The 14,205-nt window shown below is 69.4% G+C and carries 14 protein-coding genes; 8 read left to right on the forward strand and 6 right to left on the reverse strand.

Annotated features, from left to right (window positions below; translation table 11 throughout):
• Window position 1: 1 nt before the first annotated feature.
• Both ACSVC7_RS07350 and ACSVC7_RS07355 read left to right on the forward strand, forming a co-directional pair.
• A complete protein-coding gene (locus ACSVC7_RS07350) occupies window positions 2–1,165 on the forward strand; it encodes an extracellular solute-binding protein (protein ID WP_448203704.1) in 1,164 nt (387 codons plus the stop codon).
• Between the two features lie 60 nt (window positions 1,166–1,225).
• On the forward strand, window positions 1,226–2,278 hold the full coding sequence (locus tag ACSVC7_RS07355; protein ID WP_448203703.1) for an ABC transporter ATP-binding protein: 1,053 nt from the start codon (window positions 1,226–1,228) through the stop codon (window positions 2,276–2,278).
• 258 nt (window positions 2,279–2,536) lie between these two features.
• Here ACSVC7_RS07355 and ACSVC7_RS07360 read toward each other — a convergent pair whose 3' ends face one another.
• From ACSVC7_RS07360 to ACSVC7_RS07370, 3 genes are read right to left on the reverse strand one after another with little or no spacing between them, the layout of a single operon-like run.
• A complete protein-coding gene (locus tag ACSVC7_RS07360; protein ID WP_448203702.1) occupies window positions 2,537–4,153 on the reverse strand; it encodes a copper resistance CopC/CopD family protein in 1,617 nt (538 codons plus the stop codon).
• Between the two features lie 21 nt (window positions 4,154–4,174).
• The gene (locus ACSVC7_RS07365) at window positions 4,175–4,687 is read right to left on the reverse strand and encodes a YcnI family copper-binding membrane protein (RefSeq protein ID WP_448203701.1); all 513 of its coding nucleotides are present in this window, start codon (window positions 4,685–4,687) and stop codon (window positions 4,175–4,177) included.
• Window positions 4,688–4,726: 39 nt separating this feature from the next.
• A complete protein-coding gene (locus tag ACSVC7_RS07370; protein WP_483508140.1) occupies window positions 4,727–5,164 on the reverse strand; it encodes a DUF2946 family protein in 438 nt (145 codons plus the stop codon).
• Between the two features lie 186 nt (window positions 5,165–5,350).
• Between ACSVC7_RS07370 and ACSVC7_RS07375 the strand changes: the two genes are divergently transcribed.
• Both ACSVC7_RS07375 and ACSVC7_RS07380 read left to right on the forward strand, forming a co-directional pair.
• Complete coding sequence (locus tag ACSVC7_RS07375; protein WP_448203700.1) at window positions 5,351–6,235, forward strand: ABC transporter permease; 885 nt, start codon at window positions 5,351–5,353, stop codon at window positions 6,233–6,235.
• Window positions 6,232–7,044 (forward strand): ABC transporter permease, encoded by an 813-nt coding sequence (locus tag ACSVC7_RS07380; protein ID WP_448203699.1) that lies wholly within the window; start codon window positions 6,232–6,234, stop codon window positions 7,042–7,044. Before ACSVC7_RS07375 ends, ACSVC7_RS07380 begins: the two co-directional genes overlap by 4 nt.
• Window positions 7,045–7,054: 10 nt before the next feature.
• On the opposite strand, the gene ACSVC7_RS07385 is transcribed toward ACSVC7_RS07380, so the two are convergent.
• Window positions 7,055–7,294 carry a hypothetical protein gene (locus ACSVC7_RS07385; protein WP_448203698.1) on the reverse strand — a complete coding sequence of 80 codons (240 nt, stop codon included), beginning with the start codon at window positions 7,292–7,294 and terminating at the stop codon, window positions 7,055–7,057.
• Between the two features lie 174 nt (window positions 7,295–7,468).
• On the opposite strand from ACSVC7_RS07385, the gene ACSVC7_RS07390 reads away from it, so the two are divergent.
• From ACSVC7_RS07390 to ACSVC7_RS07400, 3 genes are read left to right on the forward strand one after another with little or no spacing between them, the layout of a single operon-like run.
• Window positions 7,469–7,885 (forward strand): acyl-CoA thioesterase, encoded by a 417-nt coding sequence (locus ACSVC7_RS07390; RefSeq protein ID WP_448203697.1) that lies wholly within the window; start codon window positions 7,469–7,471, stop codon window positions 7,883–7,885.
• Between the two features lie 15 nt (window positions 7,886–7,900).
• Window positions 7,901–9,304: a multicopper oxidase family protein gene (locus ACSVC7_RS07395; protein WP_483508142.1), complete on the forward strand. Its 1,404-nt coding sequence runs from the start codon at window positions 7,901–7,903 to the stop codon at window positions 9,302–9,304.
• Window positions 9,301–10,605 carry a class I SAM-dependent RNA methyltransferase gene (locus ACSVC7_RS07400; RefSeq protein WP_448203695.1) on the forward strand — a complete coding sequence of 435 codons (1,305 nt, stop codon included), beginning with the start codon at window positions 9,301–9,303 and terminating at the stop codon, window positions 10,603–10,605. Before ACSVC7_RS07395 ends, ACSVC7_RS07400 begins: the two co-directional genes overlap by 4 nt.
• On the opposite strand, the gene ACSVC7_RS07405 is transcribed toward ACSVC7_RS07400, so the two are convergent.
• Window positions 10,602–11,810: a class I SAM-dependent rRNA methyltransferase gene (locus tag ACSVC7_RS07405; RefSeq protein WP_448203694.1), complete on the reverse strand. Its 1,209-nt coding sequence runs from the start codon at window positions 11,808–11,810 to the stop codon at window positions 10,602–10,604. The two genes, ACSVC7_RS07400 and ACSVC7_RS07405, sit on opposite strands and share 4 nt — an antisense overlap.
• An 82-nt stretch (window positions 11,811–11,892) precedes the next feature.
• Entirely contained in the window at window positions 11,893–12,459 is a 567-nt protein-coding gene (locus ACSVC7_RS07410; protein WP_448203693.1) for a hypothetical protein, read from the reverse strand.
• A gap of 243 nt (window positions 12,460–12,702) precedes the next feature.
• Here ACSVC7_RS07410 and ccoN point away from each other — a divergent pair, with 243 nt between their 5' ends.
• Window positions 12,703–14,199 carry a cytochrome-c oxidase, cbb3-type subunit I gene (gene ccoN, locus ACSVC7_RS07415; RefSeq protein ID WP_448203692.1) on the forward strand — a complete coding sequence of 499 codons (1,497 nt, stop codon included), beginning with the start codon at window positions 12,703–12,705 and terminating at the stop codon, window positions 14,197–14,199.
• Window positions 14,200–14,205: the final 6 nt, after the last annotated feature.

The following is a 14,205-nucleotide window of genomic DNA, read 5'->3' on the forward strand; positions in this document are numbered from 1 at the left end:
CATGACCGCCAGGGATCAGGACAGCGTCGAAACCCAGCGCGCCGCCAAGAGCTTCACCCGCCGCGTGCTGCTGCAAAGCGCGGCGGCCGCCGTGGGCGTGGCGTCCGTCGGCCCGTGGATCCTGCGCGAAGGCCATGCGGCGTCCGGCAGCCTGAAGGTCTTCTCCTGGGCGGGCTACATCAGCCCGGACATGCTGGCCGACTTCGAGAAGAAGACCGGCATCAAGGCCACCCTGACCGAATACGGCACCAACGACGAGCTTCTGAACCAGCTGAAGGCCACGGGCGGCGCCGGCTTCGACATCATCCACCCGACGGTGGACCGCGTGCCGAACTATGTGGAGTTCGACCTGCTCCAGCCGCTCGACGAATCGAAGGTGAAATGGGACGGCTGCCTCGCCTCCTCGGTCGAGGGCTCGGCCGGGATGGGCGGCGTGGTGAACGGCAAGCGCTACTTCGCCCCGGCCGACTGGGGGACGGAGGCGCTGGCCTACGACATGAACAAGGCCCCGCTGACCTACGGCACCGCCAGCTACGGCGATATCTGGAAGCCGGAGCACGCGGGCAAGGCCACCGTGCGTGGCCATTCCTCGCTGATCGGCATCGGCCTGTGGCTGGAAGGGCAGGGCAAGCTGCCGCACCCTATCCGCGAGCAGTTCAAGGACGAGAAGAAGGCCCGCGCCAACTTCGACGCCATCCTGAAGGTTGCGACCGAGAACAAGAAGGCCATCGGCCAGTTCTGGTCCAACGAGAACGAGGCCCAGGGCGCCTTCCGCACCAACGGCTGCGTCATCGGCCAGACCTGGGACAGCACGGCAGTCGCGCTGCGCAAGGAAGGGCTGCCCGTCCGCTTCATCGCCCCGAAGGAAGGGGCGCTGGCCTGGATGGAAGGCTACGCCATCCCGAAGAAGGCGGAAAACCTGGAGCAGGCCTACGCCTGGATCAACTGGTTCTACACGCCGGAGGCCGGCGCGCTCTACACCAACAACTCCGGCATCGCCAGCACGGCGGTGGGGGCGGAGGCGCACCTCAGCGACCTCAACAAGCAGTTCTTCGCCGACGCATACCCCGGCGACGCGCTGAAGAAGCTGTGGTGGTGGCCGATCCAGGAAGCCTGGTACGTCTCCATCCGCAACGAATACCAGGACCGTTTCCTGGCGGCGTAACGGGGCGGCGTGAGCTAATAATCCCTCTCCCCCGGTGCGGGGGAGAGGGAAGGGGATTGCATGAGCCAGGACGTCCAGCTCGATTCGGTCACCATGCGGTTCGGCGCCGTCACGGCGGTCCGCAACGTGTCGCTGACCATCGGCGCCGGGGAGTTCTTCAGCTTCCTGGGGCCGTCCGGCTGTGGGAAGACGACGATCCTGCGCATGATCTCCGGCTTCATGGAGCCGACGGAGGGCGCCATCCGCATCGGCGGGCGCGACATGCGCGGCATCGGCCCGAACAAGCGCCCGACCGCGCTGATCTTCCAGAACCTCGCCCTCTTCCCGCTGATGACGGTGGCGGAGAACATCGGCTTCGGGCTGGAGGTGCGCGGCATCCCCTCCGCCGACCGCCGGAAGAGGGTCCAGCAGCTCCTCGACCTCGTGGCGCTGCCGGACGCCGCCGACAAGAAGGTGACCGAGCTGTCCGGCGGCCAGCGCCAGCGCATCGCCATCGCCCGCGCGCTGGCGGTGGAGCCCGCCGTGCTGCTCCTCGATGAACCGCTCTCCGCGCTGGACCTGAAGCTGCGGCAGCACATGCGGGCGGAACTGCGCGACCTGCAAAAGCGCACCGGCGTCACCTTCATCTACATCACCCACGACCAGGGCGAGGCCCTGACCATGTCCGACCGAATCGGCGTGATGTCCAAAGGCGTGCTGGAGCAGGTGGGCGACGGCCGGTCCATCTACGACCACCCGGAAACCGCCTTCGTCGCGTCCTTCGTGGGGGAGAACAACCGCTTCGCCGGCACCGTGGCCGACGCCGGCCCGGACCGCGCCGCGCTCGACACGCCCTTCGGCCGCCTGACCGGCCGCAACCCACGCGGCCTGAGGCCCGGCGACCGCGCGACCCTGTTCGTCCGGCCGGAGCGCGTCGCGGCGGGTGCGCAAGCGGACAACGTGCTGGAATCGCACGTGACCCACCGCGACTTTGAAGGCGCCTTCATCAACGCCTTCCTGGAGGGCGGCATCGTCGTCCAGGTGCCCCACCTCGGCAACGAGCTCCCCTTCACCCCAGGCCAACCCGCCCGCATCGCCTTTCGCGCCGAAGACGCGGTGGTGCTGCCGGAGTAGCGCCATTTACCCCCTCGCCCATCTCCGATGGGAGAGGGAGGGACCCGCCGAAGGCGGGAGGGTGAGGGCAAGGTTTTCCCAAAGATCCTGCGCCCGCATCACCTGCACTCTCGGGCAGACCTTGCCCTCACCCTCCCACCGCTTCGCGGTGGGTCCCTCCCTCTCCCGCCTCTCGCGCAAGCGAAGCTTGCGCTGACGGCGTCAGGCGAATGCCTCCGGCATTCGCTGAGAGCCGGAGGCGGTCGAGGAGGGCGTTGCTCACCGCCGCACCGGTATCTCTGTCCGGAACGGCGCTTTCTCGAAGTCGCTGACCAGCACGTCCAGCCGCACCGACCACGCGCCGGCCACGGGCAGTTCCACGCCATCCACCGCGTAGACACCCGGCTCCACAGGCGTCAGGTCGCGCGCGATCGGTTCGATTCCGGCGGACAGCAGGGCGAGGCTGACCGAGGCCCCCATCGCGTTGAGCGGCGTTCCGTCCTGTTGGGCGATCCGCGCCTCGACCCGGTTCGGTCCCGGCCGGGCGGGCGTCAGGGTGATGATCGCCGTCCGCCCCTTCGCCGTGACCGCCGCCGCGAAGCCGGCGGGGGCCGCAACTCCCGCTTCCACCCGCGCGCGGGGTGGCGGGGTCACGCCCAGCGCGGCGGTGAGCAGCAGCGCCAGCCCCGCCGTGACCATCTCGGTGAACAGACTGCCGCGCAGTCGCGCCGCGCCCATCGCCCCGGCATCCTCCAGCATAGGCGTCAGCCGCAGCCGGTTGAAGGCCGCCAGCGCCAGCAGAACCAGCGCGCAAACCATCTTGCCCAGCCAGACCTGCCCATAGGCCGTGTCCAGGATGGCGCGCGGCTCGCCCAGTTGCAGGACGCTCAGCCCCGCCCCGGACAGCAGCAGCAGCCCCACCGCCAGCATCGCAAGACCCGAAAAGCGCCGCACGATCCGCGCCGCCTCGGCGGGCGACTCGATCCGCAGCACCACGACGAGGGGGCAGAAGGCGCCGATCCAGAAGGCCACGGTCAGCGTGTGCAGCAGCACCAGCGGGGTGCTCAGCCAGCGCGGTTCCGCCGTCGCGGCGTGCCCCGTCGCGGCCAGCGCCATGGACGCCAACCCCGCTCCGAGGAGCAGCAACAGCACCCCACCCCGCCCGCGCTCCTCCAGCACCAGCGCCAGCGCGACGGCGATCAGGGACAGAAGGGCCAGGACGGCGCTCCCCCCGGCCGAACTCGCCACCGCGGTCTTCCACGCCGACTCCCCGAACACGGCCGTCAGGGGCGCCCCCTCCAGCACGGCCCCCGTCAGTGCCACGTTCGCCACCACCAGCAGCGCGGCGCCCCCGATGCCCAGGCACAGGCCGGGTTTCAGGCGCCGGTTCACCGGGCTCCATGGACCCAGCACCAGCAGCAGGAACAGCCCGCCGCCGGCAACGCCCAACAGGCTGCCGTAATGCAGCGCCCGCACCAGCGTGGCCGCCAGCAGCGTGGACTGGCGGGCCTCCTCGGCGTGGGCGGCGCTGCGGTCGGGCTCCGCGCCGATGCCGAACAGCACCGATCCGGCCACCGGGTGCCCGTCTTCCGAGGTGACGCGGTAGCTGACCACATGCGTCCCCGCCGGCAGCCCGCCGGGCAGGGCGACGCGCAGCCGTTCCCCCTCCGCCTTGGGTGGGGCGGGCAGGGCGACCTCCGTCCCGTCGGGGCCGAGCACCCGCACCGACACCGGGCTGACCGGCTCGTTGAAGCGCAGGGTCAACTCGGGCGGCGGGCGGTCCAGGCGCGCCCCGTCCGCCGGGACCGACTCGACCAGAGCCGCATGCGCCCACGCCGCCGGAGCCATGGTCAGCACCAGCAACGCCATCACCCATCCAACGATCCGTCGGCGCATGCGGCCGTTCCTCCCGGCGCTTTAGGGCTTGGCGGTCAGCGTCACACCGGGGGCCGGTTCGGCGCCCTCGTGCTCATGCTCATGGGCGGCGTGCTTGCCGGGTTCGGGGATCTCGATCCAACGGTGCACGCCTTTCTCGCATTCCTGCACCACGGGGAAATAGACCACCGTCCCCGCCGAACGGTTCGGCAGGGTAACGTCGAAGGCGAAGCCCTCGCGCTGGCCGTCGGGCAGCTTGCCGCCGGTCCAGGCGATCTCGGTGATGCCCGCGCCGGGTGTCTCGCCGCCCTTCGTCGCAAGCGTCCAGCCCTCCTTCGGGACCGGCGTCACGGCGCTCACCCCCTCGGGCATGCGGACGCGCAACGCGGTGGTCGGGGAGCCCTTGCAGCCATGGCCGACGCGCAGCACGGCCTTGTAGGCACTGCCCGCCGGGGCCTGCTTGACCTCCAGTGTGGTGTGGGCGAGGGCAGAGGCGGCGGGCAGGCACGCCAGCACGGTGGCGGCCAGCAGGGCGCCGCGGAATGCACGGATCATGAAAAAACTCCGGTGTGGGATGGTCTGGGGACGAGGGAATCAGACCGGCACCGGAGGCGCCCGCGCGGCGAAGGGGCGGGCGGGCCGCTCGGGGAGGTGGAACGCATCGGGCGGCGGTGGCATGGCCTGCGCCACCGCCATCGGAGGCCGGAGCACCGGGGCGGACGCCGGCCCCAGCAGGGTGCCGCCGTTCAGCGACAGGCAGATCGGGCAATAGGTGACATGTCCCGGCGTACCGGCCGGGGGCGCGTCCTTGCCGCTCCGGTCGTGCTGGACGGATGCTGCGCCCGCGTGCTTGTGGCCCACATGCTTTTGGCAGGGCGCGTCGTCGACCACGGTCCGCGCCGCCTGCGCCAGCGCCGCCGCCAGCGGGGGCGGCACATGCGTCGCCATGACGACCGCGTGGACGAGCAGGCTCATCACGGCGCACCACGCCGTCACCCGAGCCATCATCCCTGCCGATCGCCACACGCGCATACGCCCACTATGACCCTTCGTACGCTTCGCAAAAACACAATAAAGCTGTGGTTATTTTTGCGCTCCAAGGCCCCGCTTGCGCTGCCCTCACCGCCATGATAGGCTTTCGATCCTATACTCTCCGACCGGCCGGTGGTGAATGAAACAGCGCACCGTTCCAAGTCGCACAGCGTTTGATTGCCCGCGATGACCGAGGTGCTGCGCCGGTACGGCCCGGTCCTGACCGGTCTGATCCTGCTGGCCGTGGCGGCGTGGCTGCTGTTGATGGTCGTGCTGCCTCAGCTGTTGATGGTCGACTTCTCCTTCCGGCCGTCGCTGGCCCCAAGCAAGCTCGGCGGGCCGGAGGACGTCTACACGGTGAAGAACTACGCGACGCTGTGGACCAACCAGATCCACCTCGCGATCTTCCTGAAGACGATCTGGGCCAGCAGCCTCGTGACCTTCGTCACGCTGGTCGTCTGCTACCCCGTCGCCTTCTATATGGCGCAGGTGGCGCCGCGGCGGCGGGTGCCGACGCTGGTGCTGATGCTGGTCATCCCCTTTTGGATCAACGAGCTTCTGCGCACCTTCGCCTGGTACATCATCCTGGCTTTCAACGGGCCGCTGAACGTCCTGCTGGTCAAGCTGGGCATCGTCGGCGAGCCGCAACGGCTGCTGGGCGGCGACGCCGGGGTGATCGTGGGGATGGTGTACGTCTACATCCTGTTCATGGTGTTCCCGATCATGAACGCCATGGAATCGCTGGACCGCAACCAGATCGAGGCCGCGCGCGACCTGGGCGCCGGCTGGGTGCGCATCCACCGCCGCGTCGTGATCCCGCACGCCAAGCCGGGCATCGCGGTCGGCTGCATCATGACCTTCATGCTGGCAGCGGGCAGCTACGCCGTGCCGGCGCTGCTCGGCGGGCCGCAGAGCCGCTGGTTCACCGAGGTTATCTACAACTGGTTCTTCGAGGGCGGGAACTGGAACCAGGGTGCGGCCTACGCCTTCATCCTGCTGGTCCTGTGCATCGGCTTCATCCTGCTGATGATGCGCCTGTTCCGCGTCGGCCTTACGGATATCGCCAAATGACGGCCGCAAGCTTCCGCCGTTGGGCCACGGGCGCCTACCTCGTCCTGTTCTTCGGCTACCTGTTCCTGCCGCTGGGGGTCATGGCGGCGGCGACCTTCAACAGCAGCCGCTTCCCGACCGTCACCCCGTGGATGGGCTTCACGCTGAGCTGGTTCTCCGCCCTGTGGGCCGACCAGCGGATGTGGCAGGCGCTGGGGACCAGCCTGCTCGTCGGGGCGGGGGTGATCGTGGTGGCGGTGCCGCTGGGGCTGGCGGCGGCCCTGCTGCTCGACCGGCTGCACAGCCGGGCGCGGACCTTCCTCTACGCTTTGATGGTGTCGCCGCTGCTGACGCCGGGGGTGATCGTCGGCATCTCGACGCTGGTCTTCTGGCGGCAGTGGTTCGGGGTGACGGGCGGCCTGTTCCTGACCATCGTGGCGCAGTCCAGCTTCATCGCCGCCTACGCCATGCTGCTGTTCCTGGCCCGTCTTCAGCGATTCGACGCGACGCTGGAGGAGGCGGCGCTGGACCTCGGCGCCACGCACGGGCAGGTGTTCCGGCGGATCACGCTGCCGTACCTGACGCCGGCCATCCTGTCGGCGGCCTTCCTGGCCTTCCTGCAGAGCTTCGAAAACTACAACACGACCCTGTTCGTCCGCGGGCTGGACACCACGCTGACGATCTACATCGCGTCCAAGGTCCGGACCGGCCTGACGCCCGCGGTCAACGCCCTGTCGCTGATCCTGATCGCGCTGACCATCCTCGGCGCCGTCACCTACGAGATCCTGCGCCGGCGCGAGGCGCGCCGGCGGCAAGAGCCCGCGGGATGACGAGCCGGGATTACTCTTCCTCGTCGGCGTCCGCTTCGATCTGCGAGGCGAGGTCGCGCAGCATGTCGATCACGTCCTCGTGGCTGGTCTCGTCCACGGCGGTGTTCACGGCGGCCTCGATCATGGCAACGGCGATGTAGGGGCCGAGCGGGCCACCTTCCTTGATCGCCGCGTCCAGGTGCTTTTCGGCGATCGACAGGGCCTTCTCGAACATGGCCTCGGCCGTGCTGTTGGTGGAATCCTTGCTCATCGTCTGATCCGTTGCGGGTGTTGGTCAGACTCCTATAACACCCGTCCGGGCGGCTTGGCGCGGCAAATCCGCCCGATCCGGGGCCGGTCGGGCGAATGACGGCCATGCCCGGGCTTGCTCCGGCCGGCTGTACCCGCCACATTCGGCCAGACTTACTCCACCCGACAGGCCACCATGACCGACCTGACCAGCCCCGATGGTTACCGCTACTGGATCGAGGAGCGCGTGCGCTTCGCCGACCTCGATGCCCTCGGCCACGTCAACAACAACGCCATCGGGGTCTATTTCGAGCAGGCCCGCGTCGCCCTGATCCACGACGGCGGCGGCTTCCGCGACAGCGACGCCTGGACCGTCGTGCTGGCCCGCAGCGTGATCGACTACAAGGCGGAGCTTTTGTACCCCGCCACCGCCCGCGTCGGCGTGCGGGTGCTGAAGGTCGGCAACACGTCGGTGGTGCTGGGGGCCGCGATCTTCGAGGGCGACCGCTGCATCGCCACGCAGGAGGCCGTCTGTGTCATCGTGGACAAGGCCGCCCACCGCCCCACCCCCGTGCCGGACGCGCTGCGCGGCATGCTGGCCCGCTTCCAATAAAGAAGGCGCCGTCCCGTGTCCCTGAACCTGACCCGCCGCACGCTCCTGACCGGCGCCGCCGCCCTCGGCGGCGCGGCCCTGCTGCCGCGCGTGCCTCTGGCGGGCGAGGGGGCGGGGGAGGGGAAGCCCATCGACCTGACCGCCGGACCCGCCCGCGTGAACCTCGTGGGCAAGGGCTATCCGGACACGCTGGTCTGGGCCTACAACGGCCGCGTTCCGGGGCCGGCGCTGCGCTTCCGCCAGGGCGACACCGCCCGGATCGCTTTCGCCAACACCCTGCCGGAGCCGACGACCATCCACTGGCACGGCCTGCGCGTCCCCAACGGCATGGACGGCGTGCCCCACCTCTCGCAAACGGTGGTGCCGCCGGGCGGGCGATTCGCCTACGAACTTCCTCTGCGGGACGCCGGCACCTTCTGGTACCACCCCCACGCCAACAGCGGGGTGCAGGTCGCCCACGGGCTGGCCGGCGCCTTCATCGTGGAGGAGGCTGAGCCCATCCGCGTGGATCGGGAGCTTCTGTGGGTTCTCAACGACTGGCGCCTGACCAAGGAGGCGGAGCTGGCCGGCGGCTTCGGCCATCCCATGGACGGCACCCACGCCGGCCGCATCGGCAACACCGTGACCATCAACGGCACCATCCCGGACGAGGTGCCCGTCCGCGCCGGGGAGCGCGTCCGCCTGCGCCTCGTCAATGCAGCCAACGCCCGCGTCTTCGCGCTGGAGTTCCAGGGCCACGGCCCCCAGGTGATCGCGCTGGACGGCCAGCCCGTCGCCCCGCACGCGCTGCCGGAGGGCAAGGTGGTGCTGGCGCCGGGCCAGCGCGCCGACCTCGTGCTCGACATGGCCGGCAAGCCGGGGGAGGGGTTCGACGTGGTGGACGGCTTCTACCCGCGCATGGCCTACCGGCTGACCCGGCTGGCCTACAGCGCGGACAAGCCGGTGCGCGAGTCGCCCCTGGACGCGCCCATGGCCCTGCCGCCGAACCCTCTGCCGGAACCAGACCTCGCCAAAGCCGTCCGCCAGGACGTGGTGCTGGACGGCGGCATGCACGGCAACATGCCGAAGAACGCCGGGCCGCGCGGCCCCTTCTGGTCGCTGAACGGCGCTGCGCCCATGGATCACCACGAGCTGACGCCGCTCATCACCGCCAAACGCGGCCAAACGCTGGTGACGACCTTCGTCAACGAATCCGGCTGGTGGCATCCCATGCACCTGCACGGCTTCCCCTTCCGCGTCCTGAAGCGCAACGGTCGCCCGACCGAACACCGCGAATGGCGCGACACCGTCCTGCTCGGCCCCGAGGAATCGGCCGAGATCGCCTTTGTGGCCGAACAGGCCGGCGACTGGATGCTCCACTGCCACATTCTGGAGCATCAGGAGACCGGCATGATGGCCGTCTTGAGAGTGACCGCGTGAAACGACCCGCCCCCAAACGCCGCCCGCAGCCTTCCGCAGAGCCCCGCATCGCCGAGTTGACCGTGTCCGAGGTCGGCGCGCGCGGCGACGGCATCGCCAGCCTCGACGGCGCCAAGGTCTTCGTCCCCCTGACCGTCCCCGGCGACCGCGTGCGCGTCCGCCTGAAGGAAGCCGCCAACGCCGCGAAGGGCGACGGGCTGCGCGCCGACCTGCTGGAGATTCTGGAGCCCGGCCCCGGCCGGGGCACCGCCCCCTGCGGCCATTTCGGCACCTGCGGCGGCTGCACGCTCCAGCACATGACCGACGAGGGCTACGCCGCCTGGAAGGTCGGGCTGGTGCGGGGCGCGCTGGCCCGTGTCGGCCTGGAAGCTCCTATGGAGCCGCTTTCCCGCACGCCCCCGGCGGCCCGCCGCCGCGCCCGCTTCGCCGCGCTGAAGCGGGGCAAGCGCGTCTGGTTCGGCTTCAACGAGCGGCTGAGCCACCGGCTGGTCGATCTGGCGGAATGCCCGGTGCTCGTCCCGCGCCTGACCGCCCTGGTCGAGCCCCTGCGTGGCCTGCTCCTCGCCATCCTGCCGGAGGGCGGGGACTGCGACGTCATCGCGACCGACCTGGAGGGCGGCATCGACCTCGTGCTGGTCGGCCCGCGCAGCCTCGACCGCGCGGCGCGGGAGCGTTTGGTGGCGTTTGATGAGGGGAGCGTCGCCCGCATTTCCTGGCAGCCCGACGATCGCGGCGCACCGGAGCCCATCGCCCACCGCCGCCCGGTGGCCGTGCGCTTCGCCGGTGTGCCGGTCACGCCGCCGCCCGGCGCCTTCCTGCAGGCGAGTGCGGAGGGCGAAGCCGCCCTGGTCGCGGCCGTCACGGACAACATCGGGGAGGCCAGGCGCGTGGCCGACCTGTTCGCCGGGCTCGGCACCTTCTCGGTCCCGCTGGCGCAGCGCGCGGCGGTCCATGCGGTGGAGAGCGACGCGGCGGCGCTGGCCGCGCTGAACAAGGCGTCCGGCGCCCTGCGCCTGACCACGGAGCGGCGCGACCTGTTCGAGAATCCGCTGACCGCGAAGGAGCTGGCCCGCTTCGACGCGGTGGTCTTCGACCCGCCGCGCGCCGGGGCGTCGGCCCAGGCCCAGGCGCTGGCGGCCAGCAAGGTGCCACTGGTCGTGGCGGTGTCCTGCAACCCCGCCACCTTCGCCCGCGACGCCCGCATCCTGGCCGACGGGGGCTACGCGTTGAAGCGCGTTTACCCCGTCGACCAGTTCCTGTGGTCCGCCCACGTCGAGGTGGTTGGAGTCTTCGGCCGTTAGTCGAGCTGCATCACGATGGCCTTCAGGTAGGCCGATTCGGGCAGGTGCGGGTGCACCGGATGGTCCGGCCCCGCCCCGGCGCTGCGCAGGATGCGCCCCGTGCGGCCGGCGTCGGTCAGGCCGCGCGCGACCTGCTCGGCGAAGGTCGGCGTGTCCACGTTGTGGCTGCAGGACGCGCACAGCAGATAGCCGCCGGGCGCCGTGATCTTGGCGGCCAGACGGGTCATCTTGCGGTAGGCGCGGCAGCCGACGGCGAGGTCCTTCTTGGACTTCACGAAGGCCGGCGGGTCGGCGATCACCACCTCGAACCGCTCGCCGGCGGCGTTCAGCCGCTCCAGCTCGTTGAAGGCGTCGGCGCGGCGCGCCTCGAACCGGTCGGCCACGCCGTTGGCCTCCGCCGCGCGGGTGGCGTTGTCGAGCGCCCCCTGCGAGCGGTCCACCGACACCACCGAGGCGGCACCCGCCACCGCGCACAGCACGCCGAAGCCGCCGTTGTAGCTGAAGAAGTCGATGGCCCGCGCGCCCTTCGCCAGCTTGGCGATGAAGGCGCGGTTGTCGCGCTGGTCGTAGAACCAGCCGGTCTTCTGCCCGCCCAGCGGATCGGCGAAGAAGGTGGCCCCGTTCTCCTCCAGCCGGATCGGGCCGGAAATCTCGCCCTTCACCAGCCGCGTCTCCTCCGGCAGCCCTTCCAGCGCGCGCTGGGTGCTGTCGTTGCGCAGGATGACCGCGCGCGGGGCCAGCACCTCGTCCAGCGCCGCCAGGATGGCGTCGATGCGCTGGTCCATGAAGACGCTGTTGGCCTGCACCGTCACCACGTCACCGTAGCGGTCCACGATCAGGCCCGGAAGCCCGTCGGCCTCGGCGTGCACCACCCGGTAATAGGGGCGATCGAACAGCATTTCGCGCATCTCCACCGCACGGCGAAGCCGGCCGGCGAGGAAGGCGTGGTCCACCACCGTCGCCGGGTCGCTGGACAGCAGGCGCGCGGCGATCAGCGTGTGCGGGTTGAAGGTGGCGATGCCCAGCGGCGTGCCCCCGGGATCGAGCAGCCGCACCGGGCTGCCCGGCGGGATGGACTTGGCGGCCGTGTCCATCTGGACTTCGTTGGAATAGACCCAGGGGTGGCCATGCAGGACGCGCCGCTGGCGGCCGGCCTGTAGGTGGATCGCCCGGTACTTGGCGGGCTGGGTGGTCGTGTCGGTCATGGAGCGGCAATGTAGCGGCTTGGGCGTGCCGTGCAATCCGTCACGCGCGGCATCCCCCGCGAGTCGGCCGATTCCACATTTGTCACAGGGGGCGGTCGGCGTCCCGCTGGCCGCCGCGGGGCGGGGTGGCGCGGTTGTCGTTGGCGCCCTCCAGCGGCTTGCACAGGCGCAGCGTCTCCATCCGGTGCCCCTCGTTGCGGAAGCAGGAGAGCAGCGAGTTCTGCGATCCCGCCCGCCCGGCAAGGCCTTCCGGCAGCGTCGTGTGGATCGCCGTGCAGCCGAGCCCGCGCGCCAGCACGTCCATGGCGTGCAGCAGCGCCTCCGCCGGGCCGGTCGCGTCGAACAGGTCCAGCACGACGAAATTCTCCACGGCCAAAATTCGACCGTGGCGCAGATGCTCCTCTATGGCGTATGAGAAAAGCCCGTGGAGGTACCCCCTCGCGTTCTGCACGGTCATGATGCCGGTGGGCTTCGTGTCGGCGGGCATCGTGTCGGCAGACGGGGCGGGGGTGTCCACGGACCCGATAAGTGCTGCGGCAAAAGCGCGCCATTGCTCCACCGCAAGGTCGGGGGCGATGGCCCGCACCAAGGGATAGGCCTGGTCGATTTGACGCTGACCGAGAGGTTTCGCGATGAAGCTGTCGTCCATGCCCGTCCAACCGCGTGAAGGACGGTGAACGATGGCAGGCACCGGTAAGACCGGTCGTTGACGTAGATCAATGTTGCAAGGTCCACCCCTACACATATTGGGACTATTGGAGGCAGGCGCGTCCGGCGTCGGCATTCGTGCATCGTGCGTGAACCTGCCCCCCTCCTTAACAGTACGTACCCAGCGGTGGTGCAACCTCAGAGGGAGCGGCCCGAGCCGCCCGGGGCAAACGGGAGAGATTGAATGACATCAGCGACTCTGACGCCAGGGGCCGCCCTGGGCAGCCAGCGGGTGTCGGAAAATGTGCGTTACTACGAAGACGCCGTCCGACTCTTCGTCATCGCTGCAGTGTTCTGGGGTGTCGTCGGCTTCCTGGCCGGCGTCTTCATCGCACTGCAGCTCGCCTTTCCGGCGCTGAACCTCGGCCTTGAGTGGACGAGCTTCGGTCGCCTGCGGCCGGTTCACACCTCGGCCGTGATTTTCGCGTTCGGCGGCAACGTTCTGTTCGCCACCTCGCTCTACTCCGTGCAGCGCACCAGCCGCCAGTTCCTGTTCGGCGGCGAGGGCCTCGCGAAGTTCATTTTCTGGAACTACAACGTTTTCATCGTCCTGGCGGCGCTCAGCTACGTGCTGGGCTACACCCAGGGCAAGGAATATGCTGAGCCGGAGTGGATCCTCGACCTCTATCTGACGGTCATCTGGGTCCTCTACGCCATCCAGTTCATCGGCACGGTGATGACCCGCAAGGAGTCGCACATCTACGTCGCCAACTGGTTCTTCATGGCGTTCATCCTGACCGTCGCGATCCTGCACCTCGGCAACAACGTCAACGTTCCGGTGTCGCTGACCGGGATGAAGTCGTACCCGTTCGTCTCGGGCGTGCAGAGCGCCATGGTGCAGTGGTGGTACGGCCACAACGCGGTGGGCTTCTTCCTGACCGCCGGCTTCCTCGGCATCATGTACTACTTCGTGCCGAAGCGCGCCGAGCGTCCGGTGTACTCGTACCGCCTGTCGATCGTGCACTTCTGGACCCTGATCTTCCTCTACATCTGGGCCGGCCCGCACCACCTGCACTACACCGCTCTGCCGGATTGGGCGCAGACGCTGGGCATGACCTTCTCGGTCATGCTGTGGATGCCGTCCTGGGGTGGCATGATCAACGGCATCATGACCCTGTCGGGTGCCTGGGATAAGCTGCGCACCGACCCGGTCCTGCGCTTCCTCGTCACGTCGGTGGCCTTCTACGGCATGTCGACCTTCGAGGGCCCGCTGATGTCCGTGAAGCCGGTCAACGCGCTGTCGCACTACACCGACTGGACCATCGGCCACGTGCACTCCGGTGCGCTCGGCTGGGTGGCCTTCATCTCCTTCGGCGCGATCTACTACCTGGTTCCGGTCCTGTGGAAGCGCTCGCAGCTCTACAGCCTGCGTCTGGTCAGCTACCACTTCTGGACCGCCACCATCGGCATCGTGCTGTACATCACCGCCATGTGGGTGTCCGGCATCATGCAGGGCCTGATGTGGCGCGCCTACGACAACCTCGGCTTCCTCCAGTACTCGTTCGTCGAGACGGTTGCGGCCATGCATCCCTTCTACGTGATCCGTGCCATGGGCGGCCTGCTGTTCCTGACCGGCGCCCTGATCATGGTCTACAACCTGTGGCGCACGGCCAAGGGTGACGTCCGCATCGAGAAGCCCTATGCCACCGCCCCGCACAAGGCGGCGGTCGGTGCGGCCTGAAGCCCG

This window comes from Azospirillum mesophilum, from assembly GCF_053470405.2.

What these genes read in the sequence shown, in the direction of transcription:
- ACSVC7_RS07350 (WP_448203704.1), top strand. Translation starts at nt 2, where the DNA reads ATGACCGCCAGGGATCAGGACAGCGTCGAAACCCAGCGCGCCGCCAAG.
- ACSVC7_RS07355 (WP_448203703.1), top strand. Translation starts at nt 1,226, where the DNA reads ATGAGCCAGGACGTCCAGCTCGATTCGGTCACCATGCGGTTCGGCGCC.
- ACSVC7_RS07360 (WP_448203702.1), bottom strand. Translation starts at nt 4,153, where the DNA reads ATGCGCCGACGGATCGTTGGATGGGTGATGGCGTTGCTGGTGCTGACC.
- ACSVC7_RS07365 (WP_448203701.1), bottom strand. Translation starts at nt 4,687, where the DNA reads ATGATCCGTGCATTCCGCGGCGCCCTGCTGGCCGCCACCGTGCTGGCG.
- ACSVC7_RS07370 (WP_483508140.1), bottom strand. Translation starts at nt 5,164, where the DNA reads ATGCGCGTGTGGCGATCGGCAGGGATGATGGCTCGGGTGACGGCGTGG.
- ACSVC7_RS07375 (WP_448203700.1), top strand. Translation starts at nt 5,351, where the DNA reads ATGACCGAGGTGCTGCGCCGGTACGGCCCGGTCCTGACCGGTCTGATC.
- ACSVC7_RS07380 (WP_448203699.1), top strand. Translation starts at nt 6,232, where the DNA reads ATGACGGCCGCAAGCTTCCGCCGTTGGGCCACGGGCGCCTACCTCGTC.
- ACSVC7_RS07385 (WP_448203698.1), bottom strand. Translation starts at nt 7,294, where the DNA reads ATGAGCAAGGATTCCACCAACAGCACGGCCGAGGCCATGTTCGAGAAG.
- ACSVC7_RS07390 (WP_448203697.1), top strand. Translation starts at nt 7,469, where the DNA reads ATGACCGACCTGACCAGCCCCGATGGTTACCGCTACTGGATCGAGGAG.
- ACSVC7_RS07405 (WP_448203694.1), bottom strand. Translation starts at nt 11,810, where the DNA reads ATGACCGACACGACCACCCAGCCCGCCAAGTACCGGGCGATCCACCTA.
- ACSVC7_RS07410 (WP_448203693.1), bottom strand. Translation starts at nt 12,459, where the DNA reads ATGGACGACAGCTTCATCGCGAAACCTCTCGGTCAGCGTCAAATCGAC.
- ccoN (WP_448203692.1), top strand. Translation starts at nt 12,703, where the DNA reads ATGACATCAGCGACTCTGACGCCAGGGGCCGCCCTGGGCAGCCAGCGG.